Source organism: Aminobacter sp. 01T433 (assembly GCF_056398585.1).
On the sequence record NZ_JBFTPR010000002.1, the window covers coordinates 433,607 to 453,807 of the forward strand.

At 60.2% G+C, this 20,201-nt stretch carries 15 protein-coding genes; 8 read left to right on the forward strand and 7 right to left on the reverse strand.

Annotated elements, in window-relative coordinates:
- Positions 1-16: 16 nt before the first annotated feature.
- The 3 genes from AC1DLV_RS04780 to AC1DLV_RS04790 form a co-directional block, all read right to left on the reverse strand.
- Entirely contained in the window at positions 17-676 is a 660-nt protein-coding gene (locus AC1DLV_RS04780) for a calcium-binding protein (protein ID WP_476788814.1), read from the reverse strand.
- A gap of 353 nt (positions 677-1,029) precedes the next feature.
- Positions 1,030-2,436: an HlyD family type I secretion periplasmic adaptor subunit gene (locus AC1DLV_RS04785; RefSeq protein WP_476798422.1), complete on the reverse strand. Its 1,407-nt coding sequence runs from the start codon at positions 2,434-2,436 to the stop codon at positions 1,030-1,032.
- A complete protein-coding gene (locus AC1DLV_RS04790) occupies positions 2,433-4,202 on the reverse strand; it encodes a type I secretion system permease/ATPase (protein WP_476798423.1) in 1,770 nt (589 codons plus the stop codon). The genes AC1DLV_RS04785 and AC1DLV_RS04790 overlap by 4 nt, the downstream gene beginning before the upstream one ends.
- Before the next feature lie 194 nt (positions 4,203-4,396).
- On the opposite strand from AC1DLV_RS04790, the gene AC1DLV_RS04795 reads away from it, so the two are divergent.
- The 8 genes from AC1DLV_RS04795 to AC1DLV_RS04830 all read left to right on the forward strand — a co-directional run bounded on the left by AC1DLV_RS04795 (position 4,397) and on the right by AC1DLV_RS04830 (position 15,202).
- Entirely contained in the window at positions 4,397-4,984 is a 588-nt protein-coding gene (locus AC1DLV_RS04795) for a MarR family transcriptional regulator (protein ID WP_476798424.1), read from the forward strand.
- Positions 4,985-5,029: 45 nt separating this feature from the next.
- Positions 5,030-6,244: a glycosyltransferase family 4 protein gene (locus tag AC1DLV_RS04800; protein ID WP_476798425.1), complete on the forward strand. Its 1,215-nt coding sequence runs from the start codon at positions 5,030-5,032 to the stop codon at positions 6,242-6,244.
- A gap of 212 nt (positions 6,245-6,456) precedes the next feature.
- Positions 6,457-7,929, forward strand: a complete 1,473-nt coding sequence (locus AC1DLV_RS04805; protein WP_476798426.1) for a DUF6212 domain-containing protein — start codon at positions 6,457-6,459, stop codon at positions 7,927-7,929.
- Positions 7,916-10,588, forward strand: a complete 2,673-nt coding sequence (locus tag AC1DLV_RS04810; protein ID WP_476798427.1) for a glycosyltransferase — start codon at positions 7,916-7,918, stop codon at positions 10,586-10,588. Before AC1DLV_RS04805 ends, AC1DLV_RS04810 begins: the two co-directional genes overlap by 14 nt.
- A 41-nt stretch (positions 10,589-10,629) precedes the next feature.
- Positions 10,630-11,808: a polysaccharide pyruvyl transferase family protein gene (locus AC1DLV_RS04815; RefSeq protein WP_476798428.1), complete on the forward strand. Its 1,179-nt coding sequence runs from the start codon at positions 10,630-10,632 to the stop codon at positions 11,806-11,808.
- A 44-nt stretch (positions 11,809-11,852) separates the two neighbouring features.
- The gene (locus AC1DLV_RS04820; protein ID WP_476798429.1) at positions 11,853-13,025 is read left to right on the forward strand and encodes a polysaccharide pyruvyl transferase family protein; all 1,173 of its coding nucleotides are present in this window, start codon (positions 11,853-11,855) and stop codon (positions 13,023-13,025) included.
- A gap of 43 nt (positions 13,026-13,068) precedes the next feature.
- Positions 13,069-14,169, forward strand: a complete 1,101-nt coding sequence (locus tag AC1DLV_RS04825) for a glycoside hydrolase (protein WP_476798430.1) — start codon at positions 13,069-13,071, stop codon at positions 14,167-14,169.
- 82 nt (positions 14,170-14,251) lie between these two features.
- On the forward strand, positions 14,252-15,202 hold the full coding sequence (locus tag AC1DLV_RS04830) for a hypothetical protein (protein ID WP_476798431.1): 951 nt from the start codon (positions 14,252-14,254) through the stop codon (positions 15,200-15,202).
- Between the two features lie 148 nt (positions 15,203-15,350).
- Here the strand turns inward: AC1DLV_RS04830 and AC1DLV_RS04835 are convergent, their stop codons facing one another.
- The 4 genes from AC1DLV_RS04835 to AC1DLV_RS04850 form a co-directional block, all read right to left on the reverse strand.
- On the reverse strand, positions 15,351-15,821 hold the full coding sequence (locus AC1DLV_RS04835; RefSeq protein ID WP_476798432.1) for a nucleoside deaminase: 471 nt from the start codon (positions 15,819-15,821) through the stop codon (positions 15,351-15,353).
- A gap of 357 nt (positions 15,822-16,178) precedes the next feature.
- Positions 16,179-17,816, reverse strand: coding sequence for a helix-turn-helix domain-containing protein (locus tag AC1DLV_RS04840; protein ID WP_476798433.1), 1,638 nt, complete (start codon positions 17,814-17,816; stop codon positions 16,179-16,181).
- Positions 17,817-18,175: 359 nt separating this feature from the next.
- Positions 18,176-18,784 (reverse strand): hypothetical protein, encoded by a 609-nt coding sequence (locus tag AC1DLV_RS04845; protein ID WP_476798434.1) that lies wholly within the window; start codon positions 18,782-18,784, stop codon positions 18,176-18,178.
- A 143-nt stretch (positions 18,785-18,927) separates the two neighbouring features.
- Positions 18,928-19,851 (reverse strand): DUF1194 domain-containing protein, encoded by a 924-nt coding sequence (locus AC1DLV_RS04850; protein WP_476798435.1) that lies wholly within the window; start codon positions 19,849-19,851, stop codon positions 18,928-18,930.
- Between the last annotated feature and the right edge of the window lie 350 nt (positions 19,852-20,201).

Here is a 20,201-nt window from a genome sequence, read left to right on the forward strand (position 1 = left end):
GCACGCCGTGTCAGGCTCAATGGACCGTGAAATAGTGGTCCGGATTGGCCTGCATGTCCTTTGCGTCGACGTTGACGAGCGTCAGGGAGTCGCCGTGGCCGAGATCGATCACGACATTGCCGCCGACCTGGGTGATGCGCGAAGCCATGTCGTCGGGGGAGGAAATGTCGAGGCCGTTGATATGCTTCGAGATCTGCAGCAGGTCCTCGCCGGGGGTGAAGTCGAGAATGACGTCGTTGCCGCCGCCGCCATCGAAGACGAACAGGTCGTTGCCCTTGCCGCCGACCATGATGTCGTCGCCCTTGCCGCCATTGAGGATGTCGTTTCCAGCACCGCCGAACAGGAAGTCGTTGCCCTTGCCGCCCATCAGGATGTCATTGCCGTCGCCGCCATGGAGGATGTCGTCGCCATTGTCACCGAACAGCATGTCGTCGCCAGGACCGCCGTTCAGGATGTCGTTGCCGTTTCCGCCATAGAGGATGTCCGCTCCGTCGCCGCCGAACAGAGTGTCGTTTCCATTGTCGCCGAACAGTACGTCGTCGCCGCCGTGCCCGTAGATGATGTCATGCCCGTTGCCTCCTTTGACGAGGTCATCGCCGCCAAGGGCGCGAATGACGTCGTCAAAGCGAGAGCCAAACAGGACGTCGTCATATGCGCCGCCTTCCAATGTGGCCATCTGCTACTCCTCTTCGCCTTTTGAATGCGTGTATCGCCGGGGGGATCCGAGAATTACGCCAGATCATTGTGCGACGCACAGAAGATATTCGCAACACATACGGAAGCATAAAGTGACTTTTTTTGATAAAAAATTGCTAAAGCTAAGTAAATATCATCAATTAAAACAGAAAGTACGAGAACAATATAGCGACTGTAATTCTGGTTTTTACGCAATGCATTTCAAAATTCGAACTAAATTCCAGCAGTATCCGAAGGTGGGCGTCGCCGGCCGGAGATGCGGGTCGCCGGAGTGCCCATAGGCTGGGCGGGGCTTAGCCATCGTCCCCGAGCGGAACTCGGGCAGAGTTGGGGTCAGTCTTCCCTGAAGGCGCGATTGAAGCTGTCGGTGACTGGCGAAACCAGGTAGTCGATCGCCCGGCGCGGCTTGTGCACGATGAGCACTTCCGCCGGCATGCCGGGATAGAGGCGCATATCGGCGGCCAGCGAGTTTGGGTCGACCTGGGCTCGGGCGACGAAGTACGACATGTTCGATTTTTCATCGACGGACTGGTCGGCGGCCACATAGATGACCTTGCCTGCCACGGGCAGGTGCGAGCGCTGATTGTAGGCCGTCAGCCGGATCTGCGCCTGCGAGCCGACCGCGATACTGTCGATGTCGCGCGTGCTGACATGCATTTCGATGAGCAACGGCTCGCTTTCCGGCACGATGTCGAGCAGCGGTTCGCCTGGGGTCACGGCACTTCCCGGCGTGCGCACACGGATGTTGGTGACGATGCCTGCCTGGGGGGAGCGAATCTCGAGGCGGCGCAACACGTCCTTGGCACCGACAATTCGCTCTTCGACATCTGCGAGTTCGAGCCGGGCCGTGGTGATTTCGCCGGCAATTTCCGACTGAAAGTCGCGTTCGATTCCCGTCAACCCAAGTCCGGCGCCTGCTTCGGCCTTTTCAGCCTGGGCTCGCTGTCCGGCAAGCTCTCCGCGCTTGGCGGCAAGCTCACTGAGCCGCGCATCAATCTCTATGAGCTTGGAGCGCTGGGCGAAGCCTTTGTCCACCAAGGTCGCGATGGCCGACCTCTGTTCGTTGATGAGGTCGATCTGCCGGTCGATGGCATCGACCTGAATGGTCAGGAACTTCGACCGCTCGCCATATTCCTCGATTGTTGTCTGCTGGATGCTGTTGCGCCCTGTCTTGGACTCGCGGCGTTTATCGAAGAATGCCCGTTCAGCAGCCATGGCGTCTTGGACCGCAGCGTCGCTGCTGGCGCCAAACTCGTCGGGGAAACCTACCGCCTCGGTGCCGGCTCGCTCCGCCCTCAGTCGCGCCAGCTTGGCAATTAGGCCAATGCGCCGGCTTTCCAAGCCTTGCAGATCGGCGCGGGCCCGCGTGTCCTCAAGCTTTATCAAGGCCTGTCCGACGGTGACCTGATCGCCTTCCTGCACCACTACGCGGCTTAACACGCCACCCTCGAAATGGCTGACCGTCTTGCGCTTCGAATCGACGACGACCGTGCCGCTGGCCACCGAGGCGCTACTGAGGTCGGCGAAGAACGCCCAGCCGAGAAATCCGCCGAACGACACCAGGATTGTCGTGAGCCCAGCGATGACAAGGCGCCGGAGCGGCGAACGGGCTTTGCCCTCGGCCATCTCCAGCTCCATGGCGCTTACGGGCAACAGCGCCCGCGGCTGGTGGTGCGCCACATCGGGCTTGCGGACAGGCTGAACCTCGGTGTGTGACGACGGTATCGACTTGCGCATCATGATGCCACTACCTCGCGCGACGATTGAGCTGAAGTCATCGAGGCAACCACATCAGTGCGCTCGCCAAACTGGGTAATGCGTCCATTTTCCAGGACGAGCAGCTTGTCAGCGACCTCCATGATTGTCGGCCTGTGGGCGATCATCACGACAATGGCGCCGTCGTCTCGGGCCTTTTCGATGGCACGGATGAGGGCGCGCTCGCCAACGGCATCGAGATTGGCGTTCGGCTCGTCCAGCACGATCAGCCGGGGACGGTCATAAAGGCAGCGGGCGAGTGCGATGCGCTGCTTCTGTCCGCCCGAAAGCGTCAGCCGGCCGTCGCCGACCGGCGTGTCGTAGCCCAGGGGGAGGCGGCCGATCATGTCGTGGACGTCCGCCAACCGTGCGGCCTCAAGCACCCTGTGCGGGTCGCCATCTTCCATACGCGAGATGTTGTCCCTGATCGTTCCTTCAAGCAGCGAAACCGATTGCGGAAGATAGCCGACCACGCGGCCGAAGGAGCCGCGCTCCCAGAGGTAGACATTGTTGCCGTCGAGGAAGATGCCGCCCGACGTTGGCTTGAGGACACCGACGAGCAAGCGCGCCAAGGTCGATTTGCCGGCCGCGGAGGGGCCGACTAACCCCAGCACTTCGCCGGGGGAAAGGGAAAAGGAAATGCCCTTGATGATCGGCACATCCATGCCTGGCGCAGCATAGACCAGCTTGTCGACGACGAGGTCGCCGTGTGGCTGCGGCGTAGGCATGACTTGGCGCACCGCCAGGTCCTCGTTCAAGCTCGCCTCGATCCGGCGCCAGCCGGCAATCGCCAGGACCCATTGCCGCCAGTTCTCGATGATAGAATCGAAGGGCACGAGCAGCCGACCGACAAGGATGCTTGCCGCCATCATCGCGCCGGGGCTGACTTCCTGTTTCAGCACAAGCAGCGCGCCGACTGCGAGCGTCACGACCTGGATGACGTAGCGGAGCACGCGGGTGATTGCCGACATCGCCCTGCTTCTGCTGCCGCCGCTTTCAAGCGCTTCCAGCGCGTGGATCTGTGCGCCTCGCCACCGCCGCGCCAGCGCGGGCAGCATGCCCATCGCCTCGATCGCCTCCGCGTGACGAAGAGATGCGGCGATTTTCGACACCGACTCGGTGTTGGTCTGGCTTGCCTCTTTCATGAGCTGACGGGTGAGCAGGTCGGTAATGACCCCGCAGCCCAAGAGCAGCGCGACCGAAATAGCGCCGACCACGCCGAAGAGGGGATGTAGCAAAAACAGTGCGCCCAAAAAGATCGGCGACCAGGCGGCATCAAGGGGTGCGCTGACGGCCGACGAGGTGAGGAAGCCGCGCAGTTCCGTCAGATCCCGCAGGGACTGGGCCGCGCGGGAAACGCCCTGATCGACGGAGGCCTGAACCGCGGCCGTCAGCAGCGGCAGGTTCAGCCATCGCGTCACCGCGCTGGCCATGGCCTGGAACGAAAGGGCACGGATGAATTCGAGCACGCCGTAGATCACGAGGGCGCCAACCGCCAGGACCGTCAGCATGACGAGGGAATCGATGCTCTGGCTGTTTAGCACCCGGTCGTGTACCTGCAGCATGAACAGGGGCATCGTCAGCTGAAGCAGGTTGATGCAGGCGCTCAGCAAGGCTGCATAAAGGAGCGTCACGCCAAACACACGCCTTGCCTGCAAAACGAGCAACCTCGGATTGAGTGTCCCGTTTTGGGCGGCAACTGCCCCATTTTGGCTCTTGCCAACCGGTTTTTTTCGAACAGTATCGAACATGGGCGATTTGGCCTGGGGCTTACGTGTTTAGTGATTTGAGGGTGGTATCTGCATCTCATGCAGAACATATTGCAATATCGCTGTCGTCAGTGTGACACAATAAATATAACACTCTCAAGGGTAGGGATATGGGGCGGGGCATTGTGCAATTTTACTTCAATTTTTGAAGTAAATTACAAAAATAGGAGAGGTGGATGACGCAAGGACTTCTCTACCCGTTCACGGGTCTGGAAGACGCTGTATTGTTACGGAACGGGGGCGATAGACTGCATGTCGCCCCTGACGAGCCACGCCGTGATCAGCTGCACCGCGAGCAGCAGCATAGCGATGCTCCTCAGGTCTCATGTTTTGACCTGGCTCGTCTGCTCGATCGGTCCAGTCGGCGCTTCTCTGGCTTGGTGAGCGCGGAGCTTACGCGGCTGGGTGTCGACGACATCGGGCCGGCCCAGGTGATGGTTCTGTTGGCCATTGGCGATACCGAGCTTTCGGTCGGCGAGCTGCTCGATCGCGGCAACTATGTCGGCTCGAACATCTCGTACTACCTGAAGCAGCTGACAGACGGCGACTACATCGATCGCGTCACCTCCCAGCGCGACAAGCGCTCGGCCCGAATCAGGCTGACGGAAAGGGGCAGGCAGCTCTGTGCCGACCTGCGGGATGCGGCGAAGGCCTTTGAGCGAGCCTTTTGTGGGGAAAAGGACCTGCGGGATCTCGCAACCGCCTTCCAGGCGCTGCACCGGCTCGAGCTGGTGTGGGCCAATGCCGCGCGCTACGGCGTTTGAGTTGCGGCTGAAGGGCGGTTCCTTGTCGCGGGCTGGCTGAGCGTCATGCATGTAGCTTTCGTGCATCGGCGCGGTTTCGGCCAGTTCGCCGCCCTGGCCACCCATCTGGCGCAGGCGGGGAACGAGGTGAGCCTGGTAACGGAGGCCGTGGACCAGCGAATCCCGTCGGTGCGCGTTGTGCGGCACCGGTCGGAGCCGGGTCCGCGGGCCCATCCGCAGATGGCCCGCCATCTCGGCATACCCGATCACCATGCCCGGATCGGCCATCGCGTCGCTGAGACGTTCGACGCGATGGCGCGCCAGGGCCAAAGTCCTGACATCGTCATCGGCCACATCGGCTGGGGAAGCATGATGTTCGTGAAGGACGTGCTGCCGCATGTCCCGGCGCTCGGCTACTGCGAGTTTTTCTATCGGGCAGATGGTGCGGATGTCGGATTTGCCCCGGACAGCCAGCCCGACCTTGAGACGCGAAAGCGGATCAGGCTTCGCAACATGGCGCAGCTCATTTCGCTCGAGGCGCTCGAGGGCGGCATAAGTCCAACCCAGTGGCAGAGGAGCCTTTATCCGGCGGATGCGCGGGAGCGCATCACGGTGTGCCACGAGGGGATAGATACGCACCGCCTCCGTCCTGATCCGAACGCTTCCCTGAAGCTTCCGGACGGACGCGTGCTCAAGGCTGGCAATCCTCCCACCATCACTTTTGTAGCACGCGACCTTGAGCCCTACCGCGGATTTCCCCAGGCGCTGGAGGCTGCGTCCAAGGCCATCCGCAAACACCCCGATGCCTTGTTCGTCTTCGTGGGCGGCAACGGCGTGAGTTACGGCACACCGGCCCCCGGCGGGGTATCGTGGAAGGAGCACCTTCTCGCTTCGCTGGATCTTCCAAAAGACCGGGTGATTTTCCCCGGCCCGGTTCCGCATGCGGTCTTGCGCCAGCTCTTCCAGATTTCGGTGGCCCATCTGTACCTGACCTACCCGTTTGTCCTTTCATGGTCGGTTCTGGAGGCGATGGCCTGCGGTGCTCTTATCATCGGCTCCGATACCGCGCCTGTCCGCGAGGTCATCAGCCCGGGCCGCAACGGTATTCTGGTGCCGTTCTTCGACGCGGACGCTCTGGCCGAGACGATCCTCGAAGTCCTGAAGAGCCCGGACAGCTTCGCTGACCTCAGGATCGCCGCGCGCCGGACGATCGAACAGCGCTTCCGGCTGGATGAATGTGTCGCGAGCCAGGTTGCTCTGGTTTCGAAAATGACGGAATAAACTTCCTTTCCATTGCTGAGATGGCAGATTGCGTAATTATTACTTCAAGTTTTGAAGTATACTTTCAAGTAAATTCCTGATTTTCATTATTGTCGGTAGCTGCAATTGTTGCTACGTGTCTCCCATAATGATTGCTAATGATTTTCGACGTCTGATTGAATTCAGATTTCGAACTATATCATTGTTATTGAGGGTGATGTGTGCAAATGTTGATGTCTTCTGGCCGGAAGCAATCGACGACGAGTATAAAGCTGATTGTCGCGTCAGATTTGGACCGGGCGAATCTTCAAAAGGCTGGAATTGAACATCTGGTCGTCTTTCTTGACGACGGCATACGTTCGCAACCGATCCTCAAGAACGCCTTTCCTCTCATCGCCATAGCTTTTTCGGAAGAAGCCGAAGCTGACCTGAGGGATGCGCTTGTCTCATTCAGGCGACTTGCCACGGTGCCGGAAGTTCCCGTCCAACGGCTCGATGCCCGAAACGGGGCCGAGATGTGCGCGCTCATTGTTGCGTTGGCCGAAGGCGGGTTGGGGCGGCTGTCGCGGTTCACCGCCTCGATGTCTTCGGAACTCGCCATGCTTCGCCGGGAGCGCGAAGTGCTGTTCGAGAATTACCGCGCGCTCGAAGATGCATTTCAGGCGCGCAACTGGGAGCCGGTGGCGGAAGTCTTTGCGCATGATCCATATGTCGACCCGAAGGACGAAGGTATCGGCCAGTTGTTGTCGAGTTCCTATGTCGAGCAGCTTCTTCCCGTTTCCAGCCAGGGCGTGGCCGGCATCGCTCTTCATCTCCATTCAGTGCCTAGGGACGGCGTCGAGCTGGTCGTCACGCTGAGCTATGTCGAGAGCCGCGAGGGCGTGGCCGAGTGGAGCGTTCCCGCTTCAAAGCTCGTCGCGAACTGGAATTTCTTCTCGCTGCCGCGGGCTTGCGGGCTTGGGGCGAAGACATTGCGGCTGCGAGTGTCGACCACGGGCCACGAGGCTGTCGGGCTGTCCCTTGGCTTCCCGATTGCCAGCGAGCGCTACACCGCGCGGTCGGACGCCTCGCATCCCGACCTCGATTTCAGGCCGCTGGCATTCCGCGTGTTCACGGGACTGCCCGGCGTCAAGCCAGCCCGTATGCCTAACATGATCGCGCCGACCTACCTGCTGGACGGCCAGTTCATCGAAGATTACCGTCTAGCGCCGGACCTGCTGAGCCGAATCGTCGATGTTTCGGTCTCGCCGGTTGTCCCCGAATTCCAGACCGTCCGCTTCCTCGAGCACGAGCACGCGGTGGTGTGTCATCCGCTGCCGAGCGGAATATCCGCAGGCGCCGTCAGCCGCGCAGTCGAGCCTGGAACCATTTCGTTCTCGGCGACCGCGGTGATCGACCATCCGGAAGGGGCTCCGGCGGCCGTCAGTTTCCTGCTTGCCCCGGCAAATGCCAACGCACGATCCGAAGTGGCGGAGTTGGTGCGTACGGGCTCGGCAAACCCGTCGGCCTTCTTCAGCGGCTGGCGCGAGGTCGGCCCCAATCAGTCGATCAACATCAACATGCACATGGACGAGCCGGTGCGCGCGCACATGGATCTCATGATCCTGAGCCGTGCCGTCACCGGTTCAGTCGATTTCTCCTGGCTCAAGGTGTCGGGCTTCCGACTGGTCAAGCAGTCGGGGGAGGCGATCAATGTCCGCCGGTAAGCACGATTTGATTGCCGTGGCGATGCCGCTTTACGGCCATGCCGCACTTGCGCTGGAAGCGCTGGAATCCGTCCTGGCTTCGACGGCTTCCAATTGCAGGATCGCCATTGTCGTGTCCGTCGACGGCGATCCACGGCACGAGGCTTTCGACCTGCTGCTGCTTTATGCCGCCAGCCATCCTCAAATACATGTGGTGTTCGGCCCCAATGCCGGACCGGGCGGGGCGCGCAATCGCGCGATCGACTACGTGCTGGAAAACCTGCCGCAGGCCAAGGCGCTCTATTTGCTCGATGCCGACAACAGGGTTCTGCCGGGTACGATCGAAACCCTATACGAGCAACTTCTCTCGAGCGGCTGCGGCTGGGTCTACACCAATATCGATACCTTTTCGGTGAATTGGCGCGCGCACTACGGCAACCGCTATTCGCGGCTTGTCCACTGCATCACCGACAACATCTGTGACACTGGCTCGATGATCTCCATCGACGTCTTCCTGGCCGGCGTACGCTTCAACGACGACCGGCAGAACGGATTCGAGGACTGGGAGTTCTGGCTTTCCTGCATCGAGCACGGCTTCGTCGGCGTCCCCTCGCACGACACCACCTTCGAATATCGGCTGCGGGCGGAAAGCCGCTTCAAGGAAGCCAATCGCGAGCGTGCCACTTCGGTCAGCTTCCTCAGGAAGCGCCACAAGGCATTGTTCCAGCGTCCAATGCTTGTCGAGTTCGAGCATGACGAATGCCCGCGCTATCTCTTCGCGCGGACCGAAGACGCCGCTATCTCGTTCTTCACCGATCCCACCAAGGCGCCGAGGATGCTTCGCCTCGACGACATCATCCCGGATTTCTGGGCGAGCATCGGCGAGCCTGACAATGTCCACTTCCCGCCTTTCCTGATCGCAGGCAGCGGCGCGACGCTTGACCTGTTGCGACGGTCGCGCATGCTGCCCAACGTGCTTTGCCACCTGGAGCGCCTGAGCGAGAAGGCGAACATCGTCTTCGTCCAACTCGGCAACGATGCGACGCAGCGCAAGATCGAACCGGTGATCCTGGAGTCGGGGGCCTCGCAGGCCGCGTCTGCCGACCTCATCTTCATTCCTACGTCGCTAGTTCGCGATGTGATCCAAAACAGCGCACTGGACTGGTTCGCCTCGATCGGCAACCAGCAGGTCTGGCCCACTTCGGCCATCCTGAAGGTGCGGTTCCCGTTCCCGAGGAGTCGGCCGCGGCGGTCGCAGATCACCCCCCAGCAGGTGATGATAAATTGCGTCAACGCCATTGCCACGAGCCCGCTGCGCCAGACCGCGGGCGCACGCTGGACATGGCGGCCAGCACGGCTTGTGCCTTTTGCGGATCTGTACAAATCACTGCGCAAAGAGATCGGCGGTTCGCCCGTCCTGCCGCTTGGCCACAGCGACGGCAAGCGCACGGCTGCGCTGCTTGTGCCCAATGCGTCGTTCGGCGGTGCCGAGAAGGTGGTCTATGCGGCCGCGCGCGAGCTGAAGAGGGCCGGTTACGAAACCCATCTCTTCGTGCTCGGCACCCTGCGCATGGACGTCATCGATGAGTTCGACGCGAGCTTCGATCATATCCATTTCTGGAACGAGGGCATTCCGGCATGGGGAGGCTCGGGCCAGTTCCTCGGCCAGGACTTCATCGCCGATCACCACGAGGTCGACTGGGGCGCTCTGAAGGGGCAGCTCTCGGGTTTCGACCTGGTCATCAACAACCATGTGATGTCGGTCCACCCGTTGATTGCACGGCTGCGCTCGGAAGGAACGCGTACGGCCTGCTATCTTCACGTCGTCGACAACACCTCGTTCAAACGGCCGGCCGGCCAGCCCTTCGCGGCAATCGCCCACGAGCATTGCTACGACGCGTTCCTGACGTGCTCGGAGCAGCTAAAGATCTACCTTCGCAGTTTCGGTGTCCCCCTCGAAAAGGTCTTCGCCGTGGCCAACGGCGCGAGTTTTTCGGTGCCGCCCAAGGCGTTTGCCGAGGTGGTGTCGGCAAGGAGGGGGGAGCGGAAGGACGATCGGCTGCGGCTCCTCTATATGGGACGGTTCGACCAGCAGAAGGGCATCGACCGCCTGGCCGCGACGATCGCGGAGCTGCACGCCACGCGGGTTCCCGTCGACACACGGGCGATCGGAGGCGAGATTCTCGCTGATTCCACCGTTTCCTGGACGGAACTGCTGAAGGACCTCGGCGTCGACGTGCACCCCCCGGTCTTCGCCAGCAAGGAACTGATCAAGGCGCTGGGCTGGGCCGACGTGCTCGTCATGCCTTCGCGCTGGGAAGGCGCTCCCTTGATGATCGCAGAAGCGCAGCAGCTCGGCTGCGTTCCCATCGCAACCGCCGTCGGCGCCGTGGGCGAACTTATCACCGATGGCGAAGACGGCATCCTCATTGATGCCGATGTCGACTCCCAGGTGGTGCGGCAGATGGCAGGGGTCATCGAAGAGGTCGCTCGTGATCGCCGCAAGCTCGCTCCGCTCATGGAAGGCTGCCTCGACTCGGCGGCACGACGGTCGTGGACAAGCTCGTTTTCGGAATTCCTCAGCTGGTGCGATGGCGCGGTAAACAATTCATCGCTGTCGCGTGCAGCTGTCATGCGCCGGCCCGAGACGGCCGACACAGAGGTCGCGGTGGCGGGCTGAACGGCTTCCACCAATTCTATCAAGCAGAAAGGTCTAGTTGTATGCGTCCAAGGATCCTCGTGACGGGCATTCCTGGCCACTATTCGCGCCTCGCAAACGGTGCCAACGGATTGGCCGTCTCCTATTCGGAACGGCAGAAGCAACCGGAGTCGAAGGACGAGTTCCTCCAGGAACTGCGAAACATCAGTAACACCGGCAACTATCTGATCGGCGAGGGCGCTTTGCGTGCGCTCGCACCGCATGCCAAGCAGGTGCCCTTTTGGCATCTTTATAATTGCAGCCAAAACGGGGATGGGTTCGAGCAGTTCAATTCCAACTTCGACATCTGCGTCTTCACCTGCGCAAACCTATTGCGCAAGGGGCTCTCAGCCGATGCCGAAGCGGAAGTGCTGAGCAAGCTCAAGATGCCGATCGTCATGCTTGGCATCGGCCAGCAGAACCGCAAGGATCTCGAAAACGCACTGCCGGAGGGCACGAAGCGGCTCTTGAGCATTCTCAAGGAGCGGGAGCACTATTTCCTGACGCGCGGTCATGAAACCACCGGTTTCCTAAAGGACCAGGGCTTCTCCAATGTCCGGCCGACCGGCTGTCCGTCCGTCTATTTCATGCCGGACAACATGCGCCGGGCGCTGAAGAAGCTGCCTGGCGTGCAGATTGGCAAGGCGCGGACCATTTTCTCGGGCTACCTCGGCGCCAATCACGACGCAATCGTCGACGCCAACGCGCTGGAGCCGCAGGAATCGGTTCCCCAATATGTCGTCCAGGACGAGTTCCTGCACTTTGACATGAAGGTGGAGCCGAATGCCGAAGGGCGCGTCTACGACACAGCCTCCGGAATGATGATCGGCGATATCGCCTATCCAGGCACCGAGCGGCTCAAGCGTCCATTCGAAGTGCGCACTTTCTTCGACACCAACCAATGGCGCGCCTGGGCCTCGTCGATGGACTTCAATTTTGGGCGGCGTTTCCACGGCTCGATCATTGCCATGCAGGCGGGAGTGCCGAGCCTCATGGTGGCGGTGGACGATCGCATGCGCGAGATGCTGGGCTTCACCGGCTTGCCGGCCATCGACGCGACCGATCTTGACAAGGCCGAGAACCGGGCGGAGTTCGTCGCCGGTCATCTGGCCGGCCTCAACGCGTCCGAACTGGTCGACCGCTACTCCGACCGCGAGCGCAACTTCCGCACGGCGCTGCGCGAGATCGGCATCGGGCATTAGCCGCTCGCCGCCCCAAAGTCTCAGGCACAATTTCAGGGAACATCATGCGCATCCTGCTTACGGGCATCCCATCATATCTGCAGCGAACCGTGGCGAGCGTGTCCGGAGCGGAGGTTCGCCACAGGCCCTATTTCGACGATATCCGCACCAAGGCGGAGCTGATCGAGCAGGTCAGGAAGATAGCCAACACTGGCAACTATCTGATCGGGGAGGGCGCGGCCTACAGCCTGAAGGCGCATGACGTCACCTACGTGCCGTTCTGGCACCTCGCCCGCAGCTGTGATTCCGCGGAAGCCTACGAGCGCCTGAACCAGGAGTTCGACATCTGCGTCTTCGCCTCGGCCAACCTTTTGCGGCCTGGATATTCCGCCGATCTGGAAGCGGAAGTGTTCGAGAAGTTGAAGATGCCGGTCGTGGTTATGGGTATCGGCATCCAGCGCAAGGAAGGCCTCAAGGAGAACCTGCCCGCCGGCACCATCAAGTTCCTCGATGTCCTCAAGCGCAAGGAGAGCTTCTTCCTCACCCGCGGCTATTTCACTGCTGAGTTCTTGAGGGAACAGGGCATGAAGTTTGTGAAACCGACCGGTTGTCCGTCGCTCTATTTCAACCCTGCGGGGATGAAGCGATCGCTCGCGGCACTCGCGGATCCTGATCTGGCGAACGCGCAGAAAATCGCCTTCGGCGGCTATCTAGGCAGCGTGGCCGATACGATCGTCGATGCGCACGCGCTGCTGAAGCCGACAAGTGTCGCAAGCTACGTCATACAGGACGAGGTGATCGCCTATAATCTGTCCTTGGCTGGCGACGACCATGCGCCCGTCTATGACAAGGCCAGCGGCCGCATTACCGGGGCGACCTCATACAAGCATTCCGAAAAGTGGCAGAGGGATCATGAGCTCGTGGTCTTTTTCGACACCAACCAGTGGCGAAACTGGATCGCCACCCGCGAACTCTGCTTCGGCCGCCGGTTCCATGGCTGCATCATCGGCATGCAGGCCGGCGTGCCGGCGCTTATGATCGCAGTAGACGACCGCATGCGCGAGATGCTGGAATTTGTCGGCTTCCCTTACATGGAGGCGGCGACGTGGAACCGCGAGGCCGACAAGAAGGCCTACCTCGCCAACTTCCTTTCCAAGATCGACACGCAGGCTGTAACCGATCGGTACTCGGCCTGCGAAGCCAATTTCCGCAGCGCACTCGGCCATGTGGGTCTCTAGTTTTAGTATCAAGGGGACTGCGGCAGCCAGACTTCTGTTTGGCATGCTGCTGGCTGTCTGGGGTATCACCCCAGTGCCGGCTGCCGATGCAGGCGAGACGCAAGGTGCCCGCATCGGGATCAACCGCCTGAACCTCGCCTGGCTGCGGCGAAGCGACCAGGAAAGGGTGCTCGGGGAGATGGCGGCGAACCGCATCACGCATGCACGTCTTTCGCTTTCGCGGCCAGTCGACAAGAGCATCGAGGCCCTTGGGATCGCAAGTCACCTGGGCATACGGATCCTTCTCGAGATCCAGCTTACCAACAAGAGCTACTATCCTGAGACGGCTCGTCCCCGGGCCGGCTTCGGCCGAATCTGGGATGTCCACCGGCTCTCGGAACTCGATCTCGACAGGTACCGCAAGGGGTTGCGCGACGCACTCGGCCGCATCGATGCCCTGGGCATTCGGCTGGACGCGATCGAGCCCGGAAACGAGATCAATTTCAGCGCCTACAATGGCGATCTCCTTGTCTATCGTCGTCCCGGCGAACAGACCCCACGCAGCATCGCTGACTTGGCGGGCAGGGCGGCCTTCGAGAAGGGGCTCGACAAGTATCTGGAGGCCGTGAAGATCACCCGCGAAGAGGTACGGCGTACCGTTCACAGCAGCGACGCTGGCGTCGTTTCGGCCGGCCTGTCCGACCTGAGTGCGGACTGGGCTGACAAGCGAGGCATGGAGCGGCTCGATCCGCACGAAGTCATCGCGCTGCTGCGCAAGCGAGGCATCGACAGCCTTGTCGATGCCTACGGTATTCACGTCTATCCGGGACAGAAACCAGCACAGGCGCTTGCGGAGCAGGTGAAGCGCATCCTCGACTTTTGCCGCACCGACAATGATGGCCGACCCTGCTGGGTGACGGAATGGGGGATCGCGAATACCGCGCGCGACTGCCCCGTCGACGACCGGAAGCGGGAAGATGCTGTGCGGGCCGTGCGCACAGTCTTCCAGCAGTTGATGGACGAAGGGCGGCTGACGGCAGCCTACTACTACGATTGGGACACCGAGAAATCATACAGCCTATGGCGTTGCGGCCGGTTGAGCCCTGCGGGAGCACTTGCAGTTGCACCGGCCGTAGCCGAAGTGCCGCGGTCAGTAATGCCTTGAGCGGGCAAGCTTTGCGCAGGTGCAAATACAATGGAGCGGCGATCCGTATTGCCAGAGTATTTCCAACATGCGGGAACTGGACTTGCTCATCTATTCAGACGAAAATCTAGAGGTCTTTCATAGGGCGGGATCGTCGCCCTATGTTCTCGTGACCTTCAACGAAATGGAGATGCGGGCAAACGGCAGCCGATTCTGGGGGCAGCGGTTTTGCGAGAAGGCGGACATCACCGCTCTCGGCTTCATCAGCCGGCGCCCCAACTGGTTCCCGGCGCCGAGCATGGCGAAGGCCAGCGTCGTGGCAGCGCCGATCCTGCGGCAGGCAACCGAACGCATCCTCTACGGCCACTCCCAGGGTGGCTACGCGACGCTCCGCTATCGCCGGCTCTTGGATGCCGATGTCGCGATCGCCTTCTGTCCGCAGATCTCCATCGATCCCAGTGCGGTCCCCTTCGACGGCCGTTTCACCCCTCACTTCGCGGCCTCGCTTCATCAAGACATGGCGATCGCGCCCGAGCATGCGGCTGGCCGTGCTTATATCTTCCATGATCCGTTCCATGTCGTCGATCGCAAGCACGCGGCGCGGATCGCGGCGTTGCAAGAGCGGACGCGGCTCGTCCCAGTGCACATGACCGGCCACGGCACTGTCCGGGCCTTCGCCGGGACGGCGCGCGGGCTGGCCCTTATCGAAACCTGCCGGGCGGACAATGTGCCTGGCCTGCGCTCGCTCGCCCGCGCGGTCCGGGTCGACGCACCCATGCGGCCCTATCAGACCGCGCTCACCGCGATTGCGCGTCATCCCGCTTGGGCCGACAGGCTTTGCGAGCGGTTCTTCAAAGAGTTCTCGCCTGTACAGCGGGTCAACTACCTCTACCACCGGGCCAATCGACACATACGCGACGGCGAGTTGGCCACCGCGCGCGACATGCTTGTCGAGGCTATTGCCATTCAGCCGAGCAATGCCGGACCCGCCCGGCGCCTGCAGGAAGTCGATGCGCGCATCATCCGCACGGGCGAGGCGGCGGCAACTTTTTGAGACTTTCGCAGGCGAACTAGACCAGTCCTAATCGCTAGACCTGTCGATTGACCAGGATGACCGATCGAGAAGCCGAACGAACATTCGTCGCGAGACGAACACTCCGGGTACTCGCTGCGGCGTCTCCGCCGGAGTGACGGCCATCGTGTCAGCGCTTCCAGAAATCGCGGTGAGGCGCAAGCAGCTCGTCCTCGATCTCGGGGAAGGGACCGAGTACTTCGATCTCCTTCTGGCCGGAGGCAAGCACCGTGCGGGAGGGAAGGCTCATCGTGGGGTTTTCGGGATGGTCGCCAGTAAGTGCGAGGAGTTTGGTCTCCTCATAGCCGTAGACAAGCCGGCCTATATTCGCCCAGTAGAGTGTGCCTGTGCACATCGCGCAGGGCTCCCCGGTTGATACCAACGTGCAGGTCCAGAGAAATTCTGGCGAATAGGCCGCCGCCGCTCGCCGCGCAAGTTCGTTCTCCGCATGATGCACCGTATCGATGTTGCCTTGGCGCATGAGAACCTCATCGTCAGGCCCGACCAGCACCGCACCAAATGGATGATGACCATGGGCAGCGGTGGCGCGGGCAACATCATTGGCTTCACGGATATGGGCGATCATCTGTTCTCGAGTCACGGCAAAATCCCCTCATATTCTTACGGGCGGCCGACTGGTCTACCAAATGGCTGAAAGCTACCGGATTATGCCGGCGGTGCAACGCAGCCTCGTCGACTACCTAGCTCCACCATTAAGCGCCGCTATTCAGCGGGTTTGTCAAATGTTCTTGCCTTGGTTATGCAGTTAGCATCGTGACAGGTGATGCGCTGGAACACTCACAGCGGTATCTTTAACCAGTCAGGACGTCGTCGGTGAAGGCATCGCCGCTGTCGTGCCCGGCTACCGCCCCGAGGAGGAAGCTGGGGCGAGATTACGCCGGTCAACCAAGCTCAATAGCTCTACGTGCGGCCGGCGAACGAAAGCACTTACTAGCAGTCAGACATAAGAAGATATTCTTTCGGACGCGGGCCGGGCGACATCACCCATTGTCGCAGGTATTGCTGCGCTAACTTCATCTGGAATGATCTCGTCGCCAAAGCGGCGGCGCATATGGCGGGCCAGGCCTACAATCACGTTTTCCTTCGCTTCGCGGGGGCGAAAAAGGCGCGCGGATATGTAGTAGCTCCAGAGCACCGCTGCGCGGGCATATTTTCGCGGGGTAAGTGCAAGGTGAATGCGAACGGGCAAAGACGGCACAGCCTCGTTTGGATTAGCATATAAAAGCCTGTATGGCCCTTTGCTTATCGGGCTTTTGGTCAGTGATTCAAGTTCGCGGTCCTTCGCCTCGAAATTGCCCGAAGCCAGCAGATTTTGGCAGATGCATGAAGTAATGTAGCGGTCAAACATGGAGCCGGGCTTACACAAGGGCCGCGCGCGATGAAGCAATTCAAGCGCGCCATCGAAATCGCCCGCGAAGCCGCGCAAACGCCCAAGTATCGAGAGAGCGTCGGCCAGCGCCGTCGATCTGGCAAACGCCTCCTCGGCGATTTCCAACGCAAGCACTTGGTGAGTCGGACCCATAAAACTGAGAACATGTGCCGCCGACAGCGCGTTCTCAGGATCATCCAGAAGGTCGGGAAGAACCTCAAGTATGAGGCTCTCCATATCAGCTTGGTCCCGTTCGCGGGGATCCTCGTTGGCCAGAAAGCGCCAACCATCGATGATGTAGCCGGTATAAATGTTGGCCGCCAGCATCAGTCGCGTGAGGGGGGTTGCATTCCCATTACGAATTGACTGGCGCAACCGCACATCATTCTTGCGCCAGATAGAAGAAGACGGGAAAGCCTCTCCCTTCAGTTTGGCTATTTCGCTGGACAATCCGGCTGGGCTGTCGTCGGCAAACAACTCGCCAGCCTCGACCATTCTAACAGCCAGGGGCGCCGCATCTGAGGCGCCTGGGCCTGATCGGTCGACCTGGAATTGCCAAAGTGCAGAAAGGTGACTTTCGGCCAAGGAGTTGACGTCGATGTCGTGGCAGCTATCGCGCCGCGCAAGGATGACCTTTGTGTTCTCCTTGCTTTGGAGACAAGAAACACATTCCCTCCTGCCACCAGATACGATGAACGTCAGATTTATCCGAAAAGTGAAACCTTCGGCTTCATCGGGTCTGACGGACACGACGCGCCCGACGGGTAGTTGCTTCCTGAGGGCCTGCGCTACTCCTTCGGCAAACTCGATGGCGCTGCTGTCAGCGCTCTCCTGCCCGATTGTGACAATGGGGCCTACAACGACGAAGCATTCCGCCAGCGGACCTGTCTGCACGGAATGGGCCCCAACCCAAACGTATCCTTCGCCATACCGAGTGCCGATGAATTTCGGATTCTTGGCCGAGTCCCGTATCTTGCTTCTAAGTCGATTTATGAAGAAATCCACATTGCGGTCTGAAGAGTCGGATCCGACCTGTGAAACAGCGTCCAGCAGTTGTTCACGACTTCGCAGCATTCCTGCATGGGCGATCAGATCCGCGAGCAACAGTCGTTCTGCTCGCGTGAACTTTATCATTTTGCCGTCGTCGCCATGTGCATATGAATAGTCTAGCGCGAACGTCAGGTTTTGGTAATTAACACCCACCATTTGATGGCACCAAGAAAGAGTTGCCTAGTGGATGTCTACCGCAAAGCAAATGTGGAATCGAGCAGAAATGAGGTGCGCCTCACATACCAAAAATGACGTTTCTTAGACGGGGTCACTTCATTGCGCTCAATGTGTGCCATGTAGAGTTTTGGGACGACCACTTAGTATATAGAGAGCTCGTCATATCCGTCATGTGCTGCAAATAATTCGACGTACCTTATATGATGCAAATTGTTTGGAGTCCGTTATAATCAGTGGCGGGCTTCGTTTCTGAAAGATCCAAGCTCAACATCTATCGATGTCCTGCTACACCGACCATTTCGGTCTTTGCTCGCCATCGAGGTCTTCTTCCTTTTCGATCAAGCTCTCGGTTCTCTTCTGGCAATACGTACAACTACCGGTTTGACCCACCCGTCGGGTGACAGCAGCATCCAATCGGCCGCGGCCCATATCAGGCAACAAGTCATGAAGCTCAGAGACAACAGCAGTTCCTGCATGTTTTCCAGCAGCGCAAGCTCGCGCCAGAGCGCAGCCCCGCCCACAAGGACCGCTGGCACACGGCTAACCAGGACCAGATCCTTGCAGAAATCGGCAACGCGCATGCCACCCAAGGCACTGCCGAATTTCCCCGCTGCGTGCAGTAAACCAGCCGAAGCGGCAAGCCAGGGATTGCCCATGATGACCAATCCAATCCCGAGAAGGATTGCGCCGATGCCAGAAAGCACATCGCCTTGTCGATTGAGCTTGGGATCGGGTGGCGCGCCGTTTGACCAGGCCTTGGTGTAGAGGAGGCCGCCCCAGAAAAACACGAGCGTGGCGCCGGTTAACGCTGCAGCTGCCGGACTGCCTACAACATGGACAATGCCGCGGCCCCACAGGCTGGCCCCGTCATCGCGGGAAACATCCGCTGCGAGTGCGACGCCGAGCCCGACGATGAAGCCCAGTGAATTGCCCAAATTGTAGAGCATGCCGGGATCCCGCATGCGGCTCTCGATCCGCTGACGAGCACTACCATTTGCCACGAGAGCACCGCATGGTCGCATGTCGTAAAATAGCGAAACAGGGCAACTGCTCCTCCATGGATTTGGAAGCGGATGGCCGAGCGGGCACCTTATCGTGACAGTTGTCGCGTGATGTTGCTGGCAAATTGCGCACTTGTGGCACCGCCGATTTCCAGAACAAGCTTGCGCCGAAGCGCCATTGCATATTCTTCCGGCTTGCTCGGCGCGATCACAAAGGCTCCCGCCCCCGTGATGACATTGTTTTCCAGATATCCCGGCAGGTCATCGGTTATTCCGGGGTCGTCCCGCGAGACCGCAATGCCGTTGACGATGTAGCCGACTTCGAATGCTCGCGCCCGGCTGTCGATGAGCGGTAGCCCGTCATTGTTGGTGCCGTTCGTGGAAACGTCGATGACCTTGCGCCCCGCGTGGCCGGGGTAGCTGTCGAGCAGCGATCTGCCAGCGTCCAGGGCGAATGAAAGCGAGGTTTTGCCGCGCCCCCTTCGCTCGCTGCCGTCGCTTCCACGTTCAAGGATCAGGCCCGCCGCATTGCTGGCGTCTTCGGCCCCGCATAGTCTCGTCCAGGGAAGGATGACGTCCAGCTTCCCAACGCTCGACCATTCGAAATAGGAGATCGCGACGCATCCGATCGGACCACCTGCAATGGCTGTGGCGACTTCGGCGGATCGTAGCGCCTCGACATGACCGTTGAGCTGCAAGTGAGCCTTATCGGGGCCGATAGAGGAGGACCTGTCTACGGCGAAGACAATCGCGGTGTCCACCGCGTCGCTCTCGATGGCAAATGCCGCGTCGGGCGAAAACGCCAGCGAGTGCAAGGCCACGCTTGCGACAGCAAGTGAGCCGCGGAACATGCTTCTTTTTCGAACCGAAAATTTCCACCTGGCTGAAAATATGCTCAAGGCGGCCGGGCGTGAGCGTACTCCGATGGCGAGGGCCGCATTTGCCATACGCATGCGAGGGTCTCCGGTTTGGGAGGTTGGCTTTGGCTTCAGGGATGGATCGCGTCCGGTCATCGCCTGTCGAAATCGTGCGGCGGCCGGCCCCTTTGACGCTGGTCCCTACTGGAAGGTGCTCGCATCAGCATCAACAGCCTGATGGCATCGTGAAGCACTTCGGAGATCTCTCTCAGCCAAAAGCGTATCATTTGCGCTCCCTCGCCACATGCTGTCTTGCCAATGTTGATATGACTGTGCCTTCCGGCAGGAGACTTAAGCCTCGCTCCGCCGAACGCGTTACAGACTTGCTCTTCCAGCATCTGTGACGGTTATCCGGGGATTGTTGCGGAAATATTTGATCTTGATAAAATCAGGTTTTGCCAAGGAGGAATGAGCCAGTTGAGGCAGACTTCATTCGTCTCTCTTCT

Excerpts from the sequence above, each read along its gene's own strand:
- AC1DLV_RS04790 (WP_476798423.1), bottom strand. The coding sequence starts at position 4,202 with ATGTTCGATACTGTTCGAAAAAAACCGGTTGGCAAGAGCCAAAATGGG.
- AC1DLV_RS04820 (WP_476798429.1), top strand. The coding sequence starts at position 11,853 with ATGCGCATCCTGCTTACGGGCATCCCATCATATCTGCAGCGAACCGTG.
- AC1DLV_RS04785 (WP_476798422.1), bottom strand. The coding sequence starts at position 2,436 with ATGATGCGCAAGTCGATACCGTCGTCACACACCGAGGTTCAGCCTGTC.
- AC1DLV_RS04840 (WP_476798433.1), bottom strand. The coding sequence starts at position 17,816 with ATGGTGGGTGTTAATTACCAAAACCTGACGTTCGCGCTAGACTATTCA.
- AC1DLV_RS04815 (WP_476798428.1), top strand. The coding sequence starts at position 10,630 with ATGCGTCCAAGGATCCTCGTGACGGGCATTCCTGGCCACTATTCGCGC.
- AC1DLV_RS04780 (WP_476788814.1), bottom strand. The coding sequence starts at position 676 with ATGGCCACATTGGAAGGCGGCGCATATGACGACGTCCTGTTTGGCTCT.
- AC1DLV_RS04850 (WP_476798435.1), bottom strand. The coding sequence starts at position 19,851 with ATGACCGGACGCGATCCATCCCTGAAGCCAAAGCCAACCTCCCAAACC.
- AC1DLV_RS04800 (WP_476798425.1), top strand. The coding sequence starts at position 5,030 with ATGCATGTAGCTTTCGTGCATCGGCGCGGTTTCGGCCAGTTCGCCGCC.
- AC1DLV_RS04795 (WP_476798424.1), top strand. The coding sequence starts at position 4,397 with ATGACGCAAGGACTTCTCTACCCGTTCACGGGTCTGGAAGACGCTGTA.
- AC1DLV_RS04805 (WP_476798426.1), top strand. The coding sequence starts at position 6,457 with ATGTCTTCTGGCCGGAAGCAATCGACGACGAGTATAAAGCTGATTGTC.
- AC1DLV_RS04810 (WP_476798427.1), top strand. The coding sequence starts at position 7,916 with ATGTCCGCCGGTAAGCACGATTTGATTGCCGTGGCGATGCCGCTTTAC.
- AC1DLV_RS04825 (WP_476798430.1), top strand. The coding sequence starts at position 13,069 with ATGCTGCTGGCTGTCTGGGGTATCACCCCAGTGCCGGCTGCCGATGCA.
- AC1DLV_RS04845 (WP_476798434.1), bottom strand. The coding sequence starts at position 18,784 with ATGCTCTACAATTTGGGCAATTCACTGGGCTTCATCGTCGGGCTCGGC.